This is a genomic window from Psychrobacter sp. 1Y6 (assembly GCF_052258385.2).
In the GTDB taxonomy this organism is placed as follows: Bacteria; Pseudomonadota; Gammaproteobacteria; order Pseudomonadales; family Moraxellaceae; genus Psychrobacter.
Genome location: NZ_JBQQEW020000001.1, coordinates 2,942,613 through 2,962,476, shown reverse-complemented (window position 1 = coordinate 2,962,476; position 19,864 = coordinate 2,942,613). Strand labels below are relative to the sequence as shown.

Here is a 19,864-nt window from a genome sequence, read left to right as displayed (position 1 = left end):
GAGCATCAAACTAACAGCGACTGAGTCGCAAGGAGAAAGGCAATGAAATGGACATTCAAGACCACGCTACTAGCACTCACGGTCGGTACGATGGGTCTAGTAGGGTGTAGTGATCCAGAAACGACCGCAGCGACGGGCACTGATACTGAGGCTGCTACATCTACTTCTACAAGCGATATGCCAGTACAAGGTGTGACCGATACTGAAATTATCTTAGGCGGTGCAAATGATTTATCAGGTCCGTTCGCTGGATTTGGTAATCCTGCAGTCGCCGCAGCCAATATGTATTTTGATGAGGTGAATGCGGCAGGTGGGGTCAATGGTCGAAAGATTCGTTACATCGTCGAGGACCATTCTTATCAAGTACCAAAGGCCGTACAGTCTGCGAATAAACTGGTCAGCCGCGATAAAGTGTTTGCGATGCTAATGTCGCTTGGTACACCGCACAACTTAGCGAGCTTCCCTATTATGGACCGCGCCAATGTTCCTAGTATCATGCCGCTCACTTTTGCTCGGGCTATGCAAGAGGAAGGGGCTTTCAATCGTCGCTATACCGCTGGTAGTACCTATTATGATTCAATAAAGCTAGGTATGGAGTATCTCATTGCCGAAAACAAAGTTAGCAATTTATGTGTCATGTATATCCCATCAGACTATGGTGAAGAGACTAATGAGGCGGCTAAGGATATCAGCGATAACAATCCTAACGTCACCCTAGTTCAGTCCAGCTCACATCGTCCTGATGAAACAGACTTTGCTGGGGCAATGGCCAAGCTAAAAGACGCTAAATGTGAACTTATTGCTTTATCTCTAACCATTCGCGGCGCTATTACAGCGGTCGGTACGGCAAACGCTATGGGCTGGAGTGACGTGAAGTTTATCGCTCCTGTAACTGGTTTCCATCCTGCAGTTGCAGCGGCACCAGGTGGCGCAAGTGAAGGCCTATACTCTGTGTCGTACTATAATGATTTGGCACTAAGAGCGAATGAACCTGAGACTAAAGCTTGGGTTGAGAAGTTTGAAAAAGCCACAGGGGAGGAAGTATCAGCAGGTGCTATTCTTGGTTATCTAGCCGCTAAAGTAACCGTTGATGGTCTAACTGCAGCAGGTCCTGACTTAAATGCCGACACTTTCAACAAGGGTCTAGAGACTGTCAGCTTTGTCGACGGCGTTACAGGATCTACAGTTGCCATCACGCCTGAGAGCCATGTCGCGATTAATGATATCTACTTGTCGCAAGTACAAAATGGTCAATGGAAAACAGTAACGCAGCTTAAATAATACATCCTAGATGTTTAGTGAATTTTCGATAGCAGCAAGCCATACATAAGTATGGCTTGTTTCGTTTATACACTTTGGGTTTGGCAATAATTTCATTTTATATGTTAACTGTTTTACGATTATTCATAAGTGCAAGCTCCTTCTTAATACAAAATAAGCCATAAGTCATGGACAATAAAAATTGACTGGAATAATGAGTCAACTTCCTTATAGCGACTAGACTATTTGTGCATAAAGATACAGATGTACAGTGAAATTGTTATGTTTGGCTTTTGATGTCTTGCAACCGTCACGCTTATTTGTCAAACTAACGATGAGTGTCACACATTATGGAAGATGACTCTTATCGCTTACATGGGGCGCGTCATAGACGTTTATCCGTGTAGGTCATAATAATTAAAAGGGACCCAACACTATGACTCAGAAATCATTTCCTATCTCAGCCGAGTTTATGGCTGCTGCCAATACCACACCTGATAAGTACCTTACAGACTACCAGCAATCTATCGAATCAGCCGAAGCAATTGATGCTTTTTGGGCGAAGCGTGCTGAGCTAATCGATTGGATAAAAAAACCAACCAAGGTCAGTAACGTCAATTATGACTTAGATGATTTTCGCATCAAATGGTTTGAAGATGGTGAGCTGAACATTTCAGTCAACTGTCTTGATCGTCACCTCGAAGAAAACCCATACAAGCCTGCTATCATTTGGGAAGGTGATCACCCTTCATTGCACAAAATCATTTCTTTTAAAGAGTTGCACGAAGCTGTCTGCCGTTTGGGTAATTCATTGCGCAAGCTTGGCGTTGTAAAAGGTGACCGCGTAACGCTATATATGCCGATGATACCGGAAGCCATGGTAGCGATGCTGGCATGTGCGCGTATTGGTGCGGTGCATTCAGTGGTGTTTGGTGGTTTTTCTGCCGAGAGTTTGGGCAATCGCTTGATAGACAGTCGCTCAAAAGTTGTTATTACCGCTGATGAAGGTTTACGTGGCGGCAAGCACACACCGCTTAAAGCCAATGTCGATCACGCACTCGATATGGATGGCACTGAGAGTGTCGAAAAAGTCATCGTCGTTCATCGTACAGGTAACTCTATACCGATGAGTGGCCGCCGTGATGTGTGGTATCACAATTTGGTCGATGGTCAATCAGAGATCTGTGAGCCTGAAGTCATGAATGCCGAAGACCCGCTATTTTTATTATATACCTCTGGTTCGACAGGTAAGCCAAAAGGTGTAGTGCATACTACAGGCGGCTATATCACCTATGCTATCTCAACGTTCCGTGATGTGTTTGATATTAAAGAAGATGACGTCTATTGGTGTACGGCAGATGTGGGCTGGATTACTGGCCACACGTACTCAACCTATGCACCATTGGCCAATGGCACGACGACGGTAATGTTCGAAGGTGTGCCAGAGCATCCAACATGGGCGCGCATCGGTCATATTATCGATAAGCATGACGTGACTATCCTATACACTGCACCAACAGCCATTCGAGCAATGATGAAAGAGGGCGATGCTTTCGTTCGAGAGTCGGATCGTTCTAGTTTGCGTCTGCTAGGGTCAGTCGGTGAGCCCATCAACCCAGAAGCGTGGGACTGGTATTACAATGTCGTCGGCGATGGTAAATGTCCTATCGTCGATACATGGTGGCAGACCGAGACTGGTGGTATCTTAATGGCGCCAATACCAGGCACGGTCGATCTCAAACCGGGCGCGGCCATGACACCACTATACGGCGTCAAGCCAGAAATCGTCGATAGCGATGGTGCGACTTTAGAAGGCCCTGCAGAAGGCAATTTGGTGATCAGTAGCGGCTGGCCAGGGCAAATGCGTACCATATACAATGATCATCCACGCTTTTTGAAGACTTACTTTAGCGATTATCCGGGTCATTATTTCACAGGTGATGGCGCTCAGCGTGATGAAGATGGGCATTACTGGATTACGGGTCGTGTTGATGATGTACTCAACGTAGCAGGGCATCGCTTGGGCACAGCAGAGATTGAGAGCGCTGTGGTTGCGCATCCTGCAACTGCTGAAGCTGCGATTGTCGGTATGCCGCATGAGATACGCGGTACAGGTATCTGTGCCTTTATCATTCTAAAGTCAGGTGAAGAAAAAACTGACGATCTAAAAGCAGAGTTAAAACGCCATGTGCGTGCTGAGATTGGACCAATTGCGACTTTAGATGCCATCTATATGGTTGATGCACTACCAAAAACGCGCTCAGGAAAAATCATGCGCCGTATCTTGCGTAACCTTGCAGCAGGTCAATATGTAGGACTGGGCGACCTATCTACGCTTGCTGATAGTTCAGTAATTAATGACTTGGTCGAAGAAGTCAAAGCGGGCCGTGGAGAGTAGGTCAGCCTGATAACAAACCTGCAGTATTAAGGAGGGTTATTCAGTACTAGCCATTAATGTTTGCATATCAAAGCTGAATAGAAGCCATGTTATCGAGAATAGCATGGCTTTTTTACGTAGACGATATTGATATTGGCGCATTTTGAAGGTTCAATAATGCTAACAGGATAATATCGCTACCATTTTAATTGAGGATTAATTGACGAGCCACTCGGTACTTACTAGGCTAACTAATTAATATAGTAGCGACTCATAAATACTTTATAAGGTCCACTGTCATCATGACTGATCATGCTTCGTGCTCAATTGCTCTATCTGCCCCAAAAATCGCCATCATCGGTGGTGGCCTAACGGGATTGCTCACAGCAACACTATTAGAGCGCGCGTCAAACCAGACAGGCAACACCCCGCAAATCGCTATCTTTGAAAAATCACGTAGTGTAGGCCGTTTAGCGACCCGCTATCGCAGCGATAGTGAAACTGGTAAGAACTGGCAATGGTCGTTCGGTGCACAGTTTTTCACTGCGAAAACTTCTGACTTTCAACAGTTTATTGCGCCTTGGTTAGATACAGGGTTGCTACAGCCGTGGTGTGCCGAAGTGGTTGAGTTAACGCCAGAAAGTGACAATGAGCAGTCGCCTAATATCCAAAGCAAAGAACAATGGGACGTGGTGCATGCTCGCTATATCAGCACACCGAAAATGACCAGTTGGGGCCGTGAATTAGCCGCTGCGCTCAAGCATACGACCATAGTATTTAAGACTCGTGTCGCACCGCTTGCTCAGTATTTGCAGTCTCAAAACCAGCAGCAGTCTCAGCATCAGATCCAGAACCAGACTCATAATCAAACTTTTAATCAAAACAGCAAGCAAACTGAGCTATTTGACGAAACTGGAGCCAGTCTGGGCTGGTTTGATTGGGTGATATGTACAGCGCCAAACGGTCAGGCGGTAGAGCTGATGGCGGATAGCGGCTTTGCTCAGCAAGACAAAATTACTAAACCGCAAGTGCAAGCCTGCTATACGCTGATGCTTGGCTGGGATGATGTACGAAAGCTACCTGAGACATTAAATGGCCAACTTGCACCGCAGTGGGATGTCGCTTATTTAAATAGTGCTGTTCTTGATAGGGTATTTATTGAGCATCAAAAACCTGCTCGTGATGAGCTACTACCAAGTGTCACCATTCATGCACGTAATGACTGGTCAGAGGCCCACGTCGATGATGATATTGAGTTGGTAAAAGAACAGTTATTACAGGCGGCAAAACAAGCATTAAATTGGAATGAAGAGAGCGCACCTAGCCAGACAGATTGTCATCGTTGGCGCTATGCAGCTACTATCGTAAATAAAAATACTGAAGAGTTGGGTATCTTAATCGATGCAACTAACCAATGGATCGTCAGTGGTGACTGGTGTGCAAAAGGTAATATAGAAAGCTGCTATCGAATGGCGCAGCAAACCGTTAAGGCAATCATGCAAACGCAGTAAGCGTAATATCCATGCTCATTATTTTGCATTGTTTAGAACTGAGGCTTATTTCAAAGCTAGTGTTTAAGCGATATTTGGAAAGTATAAAAACCCGACATTTAGCAAAACGTAGGCAAAAAAAGGCCCACAGAGGAGGTACTGTGGGCTGAGGAAAACGGGTCATGTATTAGCTACACAGGCCGTGGTCAAGAGTTGTTGTAATTATTGGTGCTCTCTACTGTTATTTATAAGGGTAATAATTATCAATACAATAGGTGGAGATATTTACTTAGCTATTTATATTTACTGATTTAAGTGTACAAGTGTTCTGGTACAGTCGCTATGATAGCGCAATTGAGTGCTGTCTGGCGGTTTTGGTTACAGTATATTACGTTGTAAAAATCCAAAAGACGCAAAGACTTGTATGAAGTACTGATATTTAGAGTAAGTAGCGGAGCTTTATGATGACATCATTCATAAAGGCTTCCAATAATTTCAATACCTTATGTCGATAGGAGAGCATCTAGTCAATCTTGATACCTTTCTTGATATCTTTGATAACTCAATCGCTGCAGAGATGGCATGACGCCTTGTCCGAAAAATGCTAAGCTATCTGCCATTATTATGTTCATATTAAACTGGGTTTGCCATGACTGACAGCACGCATTTGCATACGCAGGAAGAACCGCCAAGTTCGCAAAATACCAAGAGTATTTTTAACTTGCCTAACAACCTTACGATTGCGCGTATCTTGATGATTCCGCTATTTGTTGCGATTGCCTATTGGCCGCCAGCCATGGGTATTGGTATGCCTGCGATTTCAGACAATGTCATTGCGCGCGTTGGGATGAGCGAGTTTAGCGATAGTTTGTTGCGCCACTTGTTATTGACCGGCGTCTTTATTATTGCCGCGATTACCGATTGGCTCGATGGGTATTTTGCTCGTAAACTTAATGTCATGTCAGCCTTTGGTCGCTTTTTGGACCCTGTTGCTGATAAATTGATGGTGGCGGTTGCGCTCATCGTTCTTGTACAGTGGCATCCCAATATCATTATGGCGATAGCGGCTATCGTCATTATTTCGCGCGAAATCGCAGTATCAGCATTACGCGAATGGATGGCAGAGCTGGGCAAAAGCACTAGCGTTGCAGTATCCTATGTTGGTAAACTAAAAACAACGTTCCAGATGGTAGCAATTACCGTACTACTACTTAATTGGCAGTCGCTTGAAACCATCGGTTATGTATTAATGGTCGCCGCTGTGATACTTACCTTGTGGTCGATGATGATTTATCTAAAAGCTGCTTGGCCTTATTTAAAGCAAAGCGGATAGTTTCATAAAAAGGAAGTAATCAGCATAAAATTTAGATAATAAAAAACGCCAGTCGCATTAGCCACTGGCGTTTTTGTTTTTACTGCTTACAAATCAGACGACTTATAGTGTCACTGAGTTATTTTCACCTAAGTTGGTCGCTTTCTTACCGTCCATTACTGCAGCAGTGGTCATCTTGAACATATTGACTACTGAGCTACCACTTAACCAGTATTCTGCACCATGTGGGACAACTTTAATCAATTGGACATTTGGATCTTCTTTACCTTGCTCATAAAACGCATTGTAAATTGGCGACCACAGCTCGTCTAACTTCTCTTGGTCTTCGACCAATTCTGCTTTACCGTTAATTGAGACATAATCTTTTGAATCTTGACTGACATAGGCCAAGTTCACTTGTGGGTCTTTTTCGATATCTTTGATGGTTTCAGTGGTTTTATCGCCAATAAACCAAATTTCTTTTGCACCAATGCTCGTCTCGCTAGTGGTCATTGGGCAGGCATGTAAATGGCCTTCGTGAGTACGAGTAGTCATCATGGCAAACTTCACTTCTTTTACCAGCTCTTGTACTTTATCGATATGGTCTTGTCTACTCATAATAAATTTCCTTTTTGATAGTGTTTTAATTGGGCTTATATAGCGTTGTTTTAATTAGCCGAATTGAACAGTTGATTATTTATAGTAATTTTTCTTTAGGCTATATATGTTTAACCCTTAAATATATATAAAAGTTAAACGTCATCGTTTCCTTAACAACTGAGACTAGAATACCGAGTTGTCACCCTACATTTATATAGGTTCCCAGTAATGCGATGTGAGTGTTTGTAAGGAATATGAAGGTTAGGTAAAAATTGTGACAGCGTAGATTTGAGCGTTCTATTTTTCAATAGGTTAGTCAAAAATGGCTAGAGATTTAATTTTTTTGAACTATCGATTCGCAAATAGTAAGTCGCGATAGAACGCAACTTATCGGCAATTTATCTTGGTTTAGACCTGCTTATTACAGGTCTTCTTGTTATAATACCCAGACCATTTACTTAGCATGGCAGAGATGCCTTGATCTTACGGATTATGCCTTTATGATGACCATCGCCGGACAACCGTTTCTTACCGATTTTCAGACGCAGCAACTCATCAGTCAGTTTCAGCAAAAAACCGAGCTAAATGTCAGTCAAATAAGTACTCAGCAAGTGTATGTACTATCACGAGAGCTATCTGGTGATGAACATAAAAAAGCGCTAGATTTACTGGCGGTTGACCAGTCAGCAACGCTAAATGCGCCGCAAGACAACCAACTACAAGTCATCGTTGGGCCACGTTTTGGTACGATATCGCCATGGGCAAGTAAAGCGACAGATATCTTTAATAACTGTGAAATTGAGATCAATCGTGTTGAGCGTGTCGTCGTTTATACGTTAACCCTCGATGAAAAAATAGACGGTGACGCAGGCGAAAAACTACCAGTAGACGCCGAGCAGTTATTGTTTGACCGTATGACGCAGAGCTTGGTTTATGACTTGAGTGATGTCAGCAAATTGTTTGACGATCAAGCGCCAGCCTCATTGAACCATGTTGATGTGATCGGACAAGGTCAGTCAGCACTAGAATCAGCCAATACAGAATTCGGCTTTGCGTTATCAAGTGAAGATATCGACTATCTGATGAATGCGTACGTCAATGAGTTGAAACGCAACCCAACTGACGTTGAGCTGATGATGTTTGCACAGGCAAACTCAGAGCATTGCCGTCATAAGATCTTTAATGCCCAATGGACAGTCGATGGCGAAATACAACCAAAGTCACTGTTCCAAATGATTAAAAACACGTACCAGTCGAATCCACAAGGCATCTTGTCAGCGTATAAAGACAATGCTGCGGTCATGGCAGGGTCTGATGGCATGCGTTTTTATCCTATTCCAACCGACGCGATGGATGCCAATTCAATCCATCCTTACGACTTTCATCAAGAAAACATCGATATCTTAATGAAGGTTGAGACGCACAATCATCCAACAGCGATTGCCCCTTATTCGGGTGCGGCAACAGGTGCTGGCGGTGAGATTCGTGACGAAGGCGCGACTGGTCGTGGCGGTAAGCCAAAAGCTGGTCTAACAGGATTCCACGTATCACATCTGCATATCCCAGAGCTTAGTGAAAAGTGGGAGCAGTCAGGTCAATTGAGTACGCAGGATTATGGTACGCCAGATCGTATGGCAACCAGCCTTGAGATCATGACCGAAGCGCCATTAGGCTCAGCCAACTTCTCAAACGAGTTTGGTCGTCCAAATCTATGCGGTTACTTCCGTAGTTTTCAGCTAGATACCTCTGCCGCAAAAGACGGTAGCGAGATGCGCGGCTATCATAAGCCAATCATGCTGGCAGGTGGTTACGGCAATATCAAACGCAATCTGATTGAAAAAAATGCCATCAAAAAAGGCGATTTGCTTATCGTTCTTGGTGGCCCTGCGATGCAAATCGGTCTGGGCGGCGGTGCAGCATCGTCGGTCGATAGTGGTGACCTTGATGAAGGCTTAGACTTTGCCTCAGTTCAGCGCGATAACGCTGAGATGGAGCGTCGTTGCCAAGAAGTCCTTGATCGCTGCTGGGCCCTCGCTGGTAATGATGTCGATGTAAGTAATAATAGTAAAGACGGTAACCCAATCGTCTCACTACATGATGTAGGGGCAGGTGGTCTGTCTAATGCGATGCCAGAACTGGTCAATGACCATGAAATGGGCGCGCATCTGAACTTGCGTAAGATTCCATCGTTAGAAGCTGGCATGTCGCCAATGGCCATCTGGTCAAACGAAGCTCAAGAGCGTTATGTGCTAGCGATTCGCCCAGAGAGCAAAGAGCAGTTCGATGCTATCTGTGCCCGTGAGCGCTGCCCATATGCCATCTTGGGCGAGGCGACGGATATCCGTCAGCTAATCGTTGATGATGAGCTGTTGGATGAGCAACCAGTCGATATGCCGATGCAAGTACTACTCGGCGGTACACCAAAGATGCAGCGCAGCTTTGAGCGTACCGAAAGCACGTTACCAGCATTAGAGCTTAGCGACATTAATCTAGCCGAGTCAATTACCGATGTATTGCGTCATCCAACCGTGGCGAGCAAATCATTCTTGATCAGTATTGGTGACCGTTCTATCACGGGTATGGTCGTGCGTGATCAGTATGTGGGTCGCTATCAAGTGCCTGTATCGGATTGTGCGGTGACGGCTTCTGGCTTAGTGGCGCTAGATGGTCAGCCAATGACTGGCGAAGCCATGAGTGTCGGCGAGCGTACGCCTGTTGCGCTTATCAGTCCAAAAGCCTCGGCGCGTCTAGCAGTCGGTGAAGCGATTACTAACATCGCTGGTGCGCGTATCGCTCAATTGTCTGATATCACCATGTCAGCGAACTGGATGGCCGCCTGTGGTGATGATGTAGAAGATGCTGCCTTGTTCGATGCTGTACATGCCGTTGGTGAAGAGCTGTGCCCAGCACTCGGTATCGCTATCCCAGTCGGTAAAGACTCGCTATCGATGCGTGCTAACTGGTCTGATAACGCCAATGACAATGGTGAAAACCAAGACAAATCAGTCGTCTCACCAATGAGTTTGGTCGTGACGGCGTTTGCTCCTGTGGTTGACGTCGCAAAAACGCTAACCCCTGAGCTAATCAATCGCGACAGCGCGTTCTACCGCATTGACTTGTCTAAAGGTAAATTGCGTCTAGGTGGTTCAATCCTTGCGCAAACGCTTAGCCAATTGGGTAACGATTGCCCAGATTTAGCGCAGCCAAGCGACTTGATCGACTTCTTTAACTTTATCCAAGCGGGTAATGAGCAAGGCGTCATCAGCGCTTATCACGATATCGGTGATGGTGGTCTATTAGCGACTATCGCTGAGATGCAGTTCACTAGCCGTCAGGGTATCAAGCTGTCATTAAATGATGATAACTTACTTGGTCAGCTGTTCAGTGAAGAGTTGGGTGCAGTCATCCAAGTATTGCCAGAAAACGTTGCGGCGCTCATGCAATTGGCAGAAGAATTTAACGTCAGCGACATGCTAAGCCTCGTTGGTCAAAGCTCTGAAGAAGATAGCCTGCTGATCCAAACGCCAACGCTCATGGGTGACGACACTCTACGCTTTAGCCGTAGTGAGCTACAGCAAGCATGGACACAGGTCAGCTATCAAATCGCGCGTCGCCGTGATAACCCAGCGTGCGTACAGCAAGAGTATAACTTAATCGCTGATGCGAGCCATAAAGGCCTAATCGCCGCGCCAAACTTTGATCTGAATCAAAAAGTTGAAGAGCCATACTTGGCTAGTCGCGATACTAAGCCAAGAGTTGCTATCTTGCGTGAGCAAGGCGTCAATGGTCAGACAGAGATGGCAGCAGGCTTTACCCAAGCGGGCTTTGAAGCGGTCGATGTACACATGAGTGATCTACTCAGTGGCCGTATCAACCTACGTGACTTCGACGGACTGGTCGCTTGTGGTGGCTTTAGTTATGGTGACGTATTGGGTGCTGGCTCAGGCTGGGCGAATTCTATCTTGTTCCATGACGAGCTTCGCATGCAGTTTGTCCGCTTCTTTGCCCGTCCTGATACCTTCTCACTAGGTGTCTGTAACGGCTGTCAGATGATGGCGCAGTTAAAAGACCTCATCCCAGGTGCAGAAAACTTCCCACGTTTCGTCGCCAACAAATCAGCTCGTTTTGAAGCGCGTACGGTCAACGTAAAAATTGAGCGTACCAAGTCTATCCTGTTCAAAGGTATGCAAGACAGCATCTTGCCAATCGCGGTGGCGCATGGTGAAGGCTATGCCACACTAGACAATACCGAAATCGACGGTATGGCAAAACACGGTCAGCTTGCGATGCGTTATGTCGATAGCCAAGGTCATCCAACTGAGACGTATCCGCTCAATCCAAACGGTTCGCTCGGCGGTGTCACGGGTCTATGTAGCACTGATGGTCGCGTCACCATCATGATGCCGCATCCTGAGCGTAACCTAAAAGCTTATAACCACAGCTGGAAACCAGAAGAGTGGGATGAGGACGGCGCGTGGATGCGTATGTTCCGCAACGCTCGCGCTTGGTTGCGTTAAGATATAGGGTAATTTGTTCTAAGCTATAGTTTTAGATAGCTGTTTGTTAAATAAGAAGGTGGGCTTAGGCTCACCTTTTTTGTGTTTAAGGTTTGAGTGTTTGGAAATAAAGGTTAGTGTTTATACCGTGTTTTCACGAGTATAGGTGATGACATGCTAAAATTGCGGTTAACAAAGAACAGTATTCAGCAAAATAAGGAAGAATAAAATGTCAGGAGTTACAGATATAAATGAGCTATTGAGTTCGATGCAGCCCGCATTGGTTGATGAGTTATTTGTGTTTTGTACCGTGAAAGGTCAACTGGCTGAATACGCAAACTTAGCGCCAATCGCGACGTTTGTGGAGATAGAAGGGCTGACTCTGGTACTAACAAAAGACAAAGCTGATGAGGCAGGTTTACAGTATGAGGGCGTGTTTCGGCAAATCACTTTGACGGTGCATTCAAGCCTAGAAGCGGTAGGTCTAACCGCAGCAATAGCAACCAAACTGACCTCAAAAGGTATCAGTGCCAATGTGATCGCTGCCTATTATCATGACCATATATTTGTGTCGGATGATAAGGCGGAGCAGGCGCTGTCTGCGTTAAAAGAGCTGAGTAATATATAAAATATTTTGACGTTTAAATTTGCATCGTTAAGATCAACTGAGTTAGTTTGGAATAGTGTTCTACAAATAAAAAAGGTGGGCGTAAAGCTCACCTTTTTCATGTTTGAGTTTTCAAAAGTAGGGAGTTATTCATGAGAAGCGTTAAAAAAATTACAATGCAATTTTAACTTTGCAAGTAAGAATTCTTTAAAAGGAGTTTTCTATTTTGCTATTATCTTGATCATCGATTCAGACGGTATTAAGAGTGTATGGATTTCAGTGAAGACCTCAAGAACAGTATTTAAGTATATGTTATATATATTATTATTTCATATCCGTCTCTAGAATTATATGATATAATATATATCCTTAAAGAAATATCACAATCAATATCTTTACACTTTCTAAGTGTATCATCCGAAAAAATAGCATATTGTAATCATATGCCACTTCACTACACTTTTCTTTCTAACAACACGATACACTGTCTAAAGTGGTCTTTAGCCAATATGAGGAGGTTATTATGAAATATTCAGCAATTGCAATTGCAAATGCTTTTATTGAACAAGCTAATAATGGAAAAATTAATAACTTAACTCCTATGAAGCTGCAAAAATTGATGTTTTTCGCTCAATCATGGCATCTGAAATCAACTAATATGCCATTGTTTGATGGTAACTTTGAACGTTGGCAGTATGGCCCTGTTTTACCTGAAATTTATCATGAGTTTAAGAAGTTCGGTTATAGAAGTATTCATGAACTTGGCTCTAATATGTGGAATGAGTTTCATAAGATAGATACTCATGACCATCAAGTAACTGAATTCCTAAAACAGATAGTTGATGTGTATGGTAATTATACTGGAACTGAATTATCTTGGATGACACATCAGCCGGAAACTGCGTGGTCAAATGGGCAATTAGGTACGGTTATTAATTCGCAAGATATGATCAACGGCAAAGTATGATATTTAAATTGTAATGTTAGATATAAAGACAACTTTTAATAACGTTGAAGAGAGTGGCATCAGTAAGGATGTACCACTCTCTTTTCCTATTTCTAATTCAGATGTAACAAGGGCTGGTGACGTTATACGTTCTTGTATGGAAAGTTCAAATCTAGATATTAGAAGAGAAGAGGAGTTTACAAACGCATTACTTATACTTAGAAAATATCGAGAAAATCATGCACCTTGTCTTAAGATATTCTCAAATCTATTAAAAAAGAAATTGAAAAGATTAGAGATTGATAAGGAAAGTATTGTTGGTTCCCGTACAAAAAGGCTAGAATCAATTTCAATGAAATTAGTTAGACTTCGTTCAACTAGACTTTCTCAAATGGAAGATATAGTGGGAGTTAGAGTTACTTTACCTAGTATGCAAGCGGTTGAGCGTTTTATTAGCGATAGAGAAATATGTGAAATATATAATTCAGATTATATTGAGAATGAAACAAGGACAAATAATTATATAAGCAAACCCAAACTTGATGGTTATAGAGGTATACACCAGATTTTTAAGTGTAAGGTCGATAATAAAGTTTTTCGATTGGAACTACAGATCCGCACAAAGGTACAACATGAATGGGCTACAATTGTAGAAATACTCGGTTCTCTGTACAAAGCTTCATTCAAAGCGAGAGAAGGAGATAAAAGGTACTTAAGGTTTCTTGAACTAACAAGTGTATTGTTTTCTATTGAAGAAAATGCTCCTGTTATTTCTAGTTATGCAGAATTAACTCCGATAGAAGTATGTACTAAACTAAATGCACTTGAGAAAGAATTGAAAGTTATTGAAAAGCTAAAAAGCGTTAATTCTATTAATTTATTAGAAAAAAGTCCTGAAGCTAAATATTATCTAATCCAGTTAAACTTAGAGTCTCGTGAGACTAGAGTGCTGCATTACTTTGATGGTAAAAAAGCAAATGAAAACTACTATCGGTTAGAGAAGACTTACAAGGGCAGTGATAAATTTGATGTAGTTCTGGTATCGGTTGATGATGTTAATAAAATTGAAGAAGCTTATCCAAACTATTTCCTAGATAGTGATAGCTTCATCAATAGATATAACAAGCTTTTAGCTAAATATTCATAGCTATAGTGAGTGATTTAGTACCGTCATAAATAGGTTATAGTAAGATTTTACGTATATAGATGCTGAATACATAATGCAGTATTTATTATTCTCTTTCCGATCCTCGGCAAGCAACTCATACACCTTATCACTTTCTCTTAGTACACAACCATCATAAGCAGAGAGCAGTTTAGGTTCTTGCTGCTTTTCCTGATCTTGCTAGGTTCTCTCATCGCTTTTTAATATCCAAAAAAAACGGCACTGAAATCAGTACCGTTTTATAAATCGTGACAATATAAAAGCTAACCATGACTTCTCAAATACTAAATCACCAAAATCAATCCCAGCTTAAAATCACCTTACCGCATTGCCCACTTTCCATGATATCAAAGCCTTCTTGAAAGTCATCAATGTGCATGCGATGGGTAATGATTGGCGACAGATCAATACCGCTAATCAGCATTTGCTCCATCTGATACCACGTCTCCCACATCTCGCGCCCATAAATACCCTTTAGGGTTAACGCCTTAAAAATAATCTTGCTCCAATCCACCGTGGTGGTGTTAGGCAAAATGCCCAAGAGCGCGATTTTAGAGCCGTTATACATGTTACTAATCATCGAATCAAAGGCCTGAGGCGAGCCTGACATCTCAAGACCAATATCAAAACCGTGCATTTTCAAGGTATCGATAGCGCCTTCGATGGTTTCACCCTTGGCTGGGTTGATGGTCATCGTCGCGCCCATTTTTTTGGCAAGCTCTAGACGATAATCACTAATATCACTGACTACAATATTACGCGCCCCTGCGAAGCGGCAAATCGCCGTTGCCATTGACCCAATCAGACCTGCACCCGTGATTAGCACATCTTCACCAAGGACAGGGAAAGATAACGCGGTATGCGTGGCATTACCAAACGGGTCCATAATGGCTGCCATTTCATCGCTGATACGCTCATCGAGTTTGATGACATTATCGGCAGGTATCACCAAATATTCGGCAAACGCGCCGTCGCGGTCAACGCCCACGCCGATGGTGTTTTCGCACACATGTAGCTTGCCACGGCGGCAGTTACGGCAATGCCCACAAGCGATATGGCCTTCGCCTGTGACGCGGTCACCTACTTCAAGATGCTTGACGCCATCGCCCATTTCACTAATGACACCGACGTATTCGTGTCCGATTATCATCGGCGTGTTTATGGTCTTTTGTGACCACTCATCCCATTTATAAATGTGCAAATCTGTGCCACAAATGGCGGTTTTTTTAATTTTTATTTTAACGTCATTAATACCAACTGTCGGTTCTGGCATGTCTTGCATCCAGATGCCTTTTTTGGCATGAGCTTTAACCAGTGCTTTCATAGTTTTCTCTTATTTAGCTGTGTTGTACTTAATTTTTGAATTTAGATAAGTTCTGAGTGATGCTTAATCAATCACCTTCATTTGCTTGGCGACTTTAATAAAGGCGGCGATACACTGGTCGAGCTGATCGCGAGTATGCGCAGCAGAGAGCTGCACACGAATGCGAGCTTCATTTTTGGGTACGACAGGATAGAAGAAGCCAATCACATAAATGCCTTCTTCAAGCAGTGCGTCTGCCATTTGCTGCGAGACATTGGCATCATAGAGCATCACCGCACAAATGGCAGACTCGGTAGGCTTGATATCGAAGCCCGCGTCTTGCATTTGCTTCACAAAATAGGCGGTATTTTCATGTAATTGGTCTTGTAAGGTATTGTCTTGCGCTAGCATTTCAAACGCTTTTACCCCAGCGGCAGCCACCATAGGCGGAATAGAGTTTGAAAATAGATACGGGCGTGAGCGTTGACGCAGCATCTCAATCATTTCTTTTTTGCCCGTGGTAAAGCCGCCAATAGCACCGCCAAACGCTTTGCCTAACGTACCGGTGATCAGCTCAATATCGCCGCGCAGATCAAATAATTCAGTTACGCCGCCACCAGTGCGTCCGACCACGCCTGCTGAATGCGACTCATCAATCATGACCATGGCATCATATTTTTGCGCCAACGCATAAATCTCATCCATTGGCGCCACATTACCATCCATCGAAAACACACCATCGGTGACAATCAAACGAAAACGCTGTGCTTGCGCCGCTTGTAATTGCGTCTCTAAATCTTGCATATCTGCATTGGCGTAGCGATAACGTGCGGCTTTACAAAGGCGCACACCATCAATGATTGAGGCATGATTTAACGAATCAGAAATAATGGCATCTTCGCTGGTCAGCAGTGGCTCAAAGGCACCGCCATTGGCATCAAAACAGGCGGCATAAAGTATCGTATCTTCGGTATTAAAAAACTTAGAAATCGACGCCTCTAATTGCTTATGCAAATCTTGCGTACCACAGATAAAGCGCACTGATGACATGCCGTAACCTGAGTCTTCGATGGCTTTGATAGCCGCCTTTTTAATCTCAGGGTGATCAGACAGTCCAAGATAATTATTGGAACAGAAGTTAAGCATCTCACGGCCATCGGCGATCTTGATGAGTGCATCTTGCGGAGAAGTGATAACGCGCTCGTTTTTATACAGTCCTGCTGCGCGTATATCACTGATTTCTTGTTGTAGGTGTTTTTGAAAGGCTTGATACATAAATATTCCTTTTTTAGTATTATTGGTGTTCATTTGATAATAAAGATATTGAGACTGGTCATAGAACTAGGCTATCAAAGCCAAGCTATCAAATCTGCGCAGCATCTTAGCCATCATTAAAATCAACGATAAAACCAACGAGGCGGGAAGCCAACGAGATGGTGTGAGCAGTGATACTATCTATAACCCTGTGAGCGGTGATTTTATCATTAGCCTATCGCAATAAATAGCCTAAATAGTTGGTAGATAGGCCTTCTTTTATAAAGTGATATAGCGTTGTTTGGTTATAGTATTGGTTTCATAGCGGCTTAGCTATGTCTCAAAACATAAGACATTAACTTGCGCATTTTTATAATCTTGATTGGTAAGTATTGATAAGTACTGTCTATCCAGTTAGTCACCTTTGGGACGCTTCTGAGCCTCAGCGATTAACTCATGAATCTTGGCGCTTTCCTTTAGCACACAAGCATCATAGGCAGAAAGTGGCTCAGGCTCTTGTTCCCCTTTCTTTTCCTGCTCTTGCTTGGCTTTTTCTTCTAGATACTTTTGTAGATCGTCTTGCTCATTTTTTTGAGAGTTATTCATGGCTTATGTCTCCTGATAGTCTGTATTCTTCAATAAAAATCATCCCGACCAGCATACTTCTTATTTAGTGCCTGCAATATTGCATAGGTCTCGCTATCCATATTCCCCGTTGGCTGCTGCGCTCTAAAGTGCAGCTGAAACGCATAGACGACATCGCGACTGGCTTTGTCCCATGTATCAGTGTCGTTGATTTGATAGCCATATTTGCGAAACGCTTGCTTGATCTCAGGTATCGTGGCCGACGCAAATCCATCTTGATTCATAAAAAACTGCTTATCAAACTCATCATACCAAGCGCCGATACCGTAATCGAAATAAAGTCGCTCCCACGGGAATTTGGCACCGGGGTCTATCTTGCGCGAGGGTGCCATATCAGAATGACCGATGATATTTTTCGGTGAAATGTCATAGCGCGCGGCGATATCTTGCACCAGTTGTGCGACTTTTTTAATCTGCAACTCATCAAATGCCACATAGTGCTCATAAGGGTGATAGTCGAGTGTGCCATTTTTTAGTGCGTCTCGATATTCAGGCTTGATACCGCTATTGACGATCTCGATACCGATAGAGGTATCGTTTAATATCGTCCGTCCTGCAAAGCCGCCATCACCTGCATGCCATGCGCGCTCGCTCTCTGGTACGAGGTTATAGATTCTATTGTCATCGTTGTCTAATACTAAATAGTGCGCGCTCACATTGCCTGTGGTCAATGTCTTTATCGAGCGATCATTATCAGAGACGGTATAGTGCAGGACGATGGTTTTGATGCGCTCGCTTTTGCCAGTAGCTTGGTAGCTATCGCTGTCGATGACATAACGCGGTGCTGTCGTTGATACGCAGCCTACAAGCGATAGCATGGAGCATGATACTAGTACTGAAGCCAATGCCATCGAGAAAATATTTTTTGCCATGAAATGCTCTGTATGGGAATAGTTGCGTTTAATTAACGTTAGGATTGACTGCGATTTTTTTATAACCAATTGCCCCAAGCAGAATAAAGAATCCTAGCAAGACATAAGCATTAAATGACAGCGCCGCTGGTGAAAATGGTAGCAGCAACAGCGATATAAAGACCACACTAATTAATACAGAGAGATAATTTAGCAGACCTGCCTGTTTCTTTTTTCGCTCATTGATGAGGTCGGCAGTCGTGACATAAGCAAAGCCAACCGTAATGCCCAAGGATGCCATTGTTACAATGTCGAGTAGGTAGTTTCTACCCAGCCAAGGAGAGAGTAGGCACACCAAGCATATCAATATAACGGTTTTTTGCTTACTGAATTGGTTATGTTTATCTGTAAATACGCTAGGCAATAATGACGTGTCACCCATAGATTCTAAGAGCTTAACCGATGACAATATAAAGCCATTGATGCCACTCATTATCGAGCCAATCATAGCGATCGATAGTAGCCAAATACCAATGCTACCAATCCGATTGTCTATGCCTTCACCTGTTGCCCAGTGGCTGTCTTTGATCGCTTGATAGTCAAAGCTCATGTTTAGCGCGGTAAAGTAGTTGATTAAAAAGTAAAACAACACACCGGCGATGAGTGAGATTAGGATAATACTTTTGGTCTTGGTTTTTGAGTCGCTAATCGCCTTTGAAATTTGCGGTGTGGTCTCAAAACCAACATACGCCCACGGCATAACGGCTAAGATAGGTAACCATGCCAGACTGGTGATAGAGCTGCTAGACATGTCAGTTGGCAAAAATGCTTGGCTCGTTGGTGTCATCCAAAGCGAGGCAAAAAACAGCGCGGTGACTGATAGAATCATAAAGAGGGCGATATAGAGTTGAATTTTTGCGCCGACTCGTACACCTTTTAGATTGATATAACTGAACAAAATAATAGCCGCGCTGCACAAGAACACTTCACTGGCGTAGACTTCCCAACCAGCAATCGTATACAGATAGCCTAATTGTAAGCCGCTAGGTAACAGATAGCGCAGTAGCAAAGCGACGGCTGATATATTGAGCGCGATAATAGAAATATAGCCTATCGTAACGCCCCAACCATAAATATAGGCATGCTTGCGATTAATGTATTTTTCAATCCAATAGATACCGCCTGACTCGTTTTCTGGCGTTTGGGTCAGCAAATTAATATAGGCACGTGCAACCATATAGATGGCTAAAGTACCGATAATAATAGCAACAGAAGAGCCTAATAGCTGTGACTGCGGCAAAAACAAATCGCCTGGCATGACATACGCACCCCAGCCAATAATCGCACCAACGCTAATCGCTATCGCTTGTAGGTAGCTGATACTTTCTGTCTTTTCACTCATGGAGTGCTCCTTCACGATCAAAGATGGAGAAGGAGAAGGGGAGAGTGTTTATTATGGAGCTGACATAGAACATGAAAAACCTTGTGACGCCATTACGCAGGGTACTGGCTATCTTTTATAAGTAGGAAAGTCATATTAAAGGTTTTTGTTGAGTAT

Annotated in this window: 14 protein-coding genes; 8 read left to right on the top strand and 6 right to left on the bottom strand. The window is 43.5% G+C overall.

The window, feature by feature from the left end; genetic code table 11:
* Window positions 1–42: 42 nt before the first annotated feature.
* The 4 genes from ACTXGF_RS26055 (at window position 43) to pgsA (ending at window position 6,460) form a co-directional block, all read left to right on the top strand.
* Complete coding sequence (locus ACTXGF_RS26055; RefSeq protein ID WP_443533311.1) at window positions 43–1,281, top strand: ABC transporter substrate-binding protein; 1,239 nt, start codon at window positions 43–45, stop codon at window positions 1,279–1,281.
* A gap of 415 nt (window positions 1,282–1,696) precedes the next feature.
* Window positions 1,697–3,658: an acetate--CoA ligase gene (acs, locus tag ACTXGF_RS26050; protein WP_443533313.1), complete on the top strand. Its 1,962-nt coding sequence runs from the start codon at window positions 1,697–1,699 to the stop codon at window positions 3,656–3,658.
* 281 nt (window positions 3,659–3,939) lie between these two features.
* The gene (locus ACTXGF_RS26045) at window positions 3,940–5,148 is read left to right on the top strand and encodes an NAD(P)/FAD-dependent oxidoreductase (protein WP_443533315.1); all 1,209 of its coding nucleotides are present in this window, start codon (window positions 3,940–3,942) and stop codon (window positions 5,146–5,148) included.
* Window positions 5,149–5,776: 628 nt separating this feature from the next.
* Window positions 5,777–6,460, top strand: a complete 684-nt coding sequence (gene pgsA, locus ACTXGF_RS26040) for a CDP-diacylglycerol--glycerol-3-phosphate 3-phosphatidyltransferase (RefSeq protein ID WP_057758088.1) — start codon at window positions 5,777–5,779, stop codon at window positions 6,458–6,460.
* Window positions 6,461–6,562: 102 nt separating this feature from the next.
* Here the strand turns inward: pgsA and ACTXGF_RS26035 are convergent, their stop codons facing one another.
* Window positions 6,563–7,057 (bottom strand): pyridoxamine 5'-phosphate oxidase family protein, encoded by a 495-nt coding sequence (locus ACTXGF_RS26035; RefSeq protein WP_057758090.1) that lies wholly within the window; start codon window positions 7,055–7,057, stop codon window positions 6,563–6,565.
* A gap of 482 nt (window positions 7,058–7,539) precedes the next feature.
* On the opposite strand from ACTXGF_RS26035, the gene purL reads away from it, so the two are divergent.
* The 4 genes from purL (at window position 7,540) to ACTXGF_RS26015 (ending at window position 14,235) form a co-directional block, all read left to right on the top strand.
* Window positions 7,540–11,556 carry a phosphoribosylformylglycinamidine synthase gene (gene purL, locus ACTXGF_RS26030; RefSeq protein ID WP_443533316.1) on the top strand — a complete coding sequence of 1,339 codons (4,017 nt, stop codon included), beginning with the start codon at window positions 7,540–7,542 and terminating at the stop codon, window positions 11,554–11,556.
* Between the two features lie 208 nt (window positions 11,557–11,764).
* On the top strand, window positions 11,765–12,163 hold the full coding sequence (locus ACTXGF_RS26025; protein ID WP_443533318.1) for an ACT domain-containing protein: 399 nt from the start codon (window positions 11,765–11,767) through the stop codon (window positions 12,161–12,163).
* Window positions 12,164–12,665: 502 nt separating this feature from the next.
* A complete protein-coding gene (locus ACTXGF_RS26020; protein ID WP_443533320.1) occupies window positions 12,666–13,109 on the top strand; it encodes a Panacea domain-containing protein in 444 nt (147 codons plus the stop codon).
* A gap of 13 nt (window positions 13,110–13,122) precedes the next feature.
* Window positions 13,123–14,235: a RelA/SpoT domain-containing protein gene (locus ACTXGF_RS26015; protein WP_443533322.1), complete on the top strand. Its 1,113-nt coding sequence runs from the start codon at window positions 13,123–13,125 to the stop codon at window positions 14,233–14,235.
* A 316-nt stretch (window positions 14,236–14,551) separates the two neighbouring features.
* Here ACTXGF_RS26015 and tdh read toward each other — a convergent pair whose 3' ends face one another.
* The 5 genes from tdh to ACTXGF_RS25990 form a co-directional block, all read right to left on the bottom strand.
* A complete protein-coding gene (gene tdh, locus ACTXGF_RS26010; RefSeq protein WP_443533324.1) occupies window positions 14,552–15,577 on the bottom strand; it encodes an L-threonine 3-dehydrogenase, zinc-binding type in 1,026 nt (341 codons plus the stop codon).
* 63 nt (window positions 15,578–15,640) lie between these two features.
* Complete coding sequence (gene kbl, locus ACTXGF_RS26005; RefSeq protein WP_443533326.1) at window positions 15,641–16,831, bottom strand: glycine C-acetyltransferase; 1,191 nt, start codon at window positions 16,829–16,831, stop codon at window positions 15,641–15,643.
* A gap of 393 nt (window positions 16,832–17,224) precedes the next feature.
* Entirely contained in the window at window positions 17,225–17,416 is a 192-nt protein-coding gene (locus tag ACTXGF_RS26000) for a hypothetical protein (RefSeq protein ID WP_443533328.1), read from the bottom strand.
* A 29-nt stretch (window positions 17,417–17,445) separates the two neighbouring features.
* Entirely contained in the window at window positions 17,446–18,327 is an 882-nt protein-coding gene (locus tag ACTXGF_RS25995) for an N-acetylmuramoyl-L-alanine amidase (protein ID WP_443533330.1), read from the bottom strand.
* Between the two features lie 28 nt (window positions 18,328–18,355).
* Window positions 18,356–19,708 carry an APC family permease gene (locus ACTXGF_RS25990; RefSeq protein ID WP_443533332.1) on the bottom strand — a complete coding sequence of 451 codons (1,353 nt, stop codon included), beginning with the start codon at window positions 19,706–19,708 and terminating at the stop codon, window positions 18,356–18,358.
* Between the last annotated feature and the right edge of the window lie 156 nt (window positions 19,709–19,864).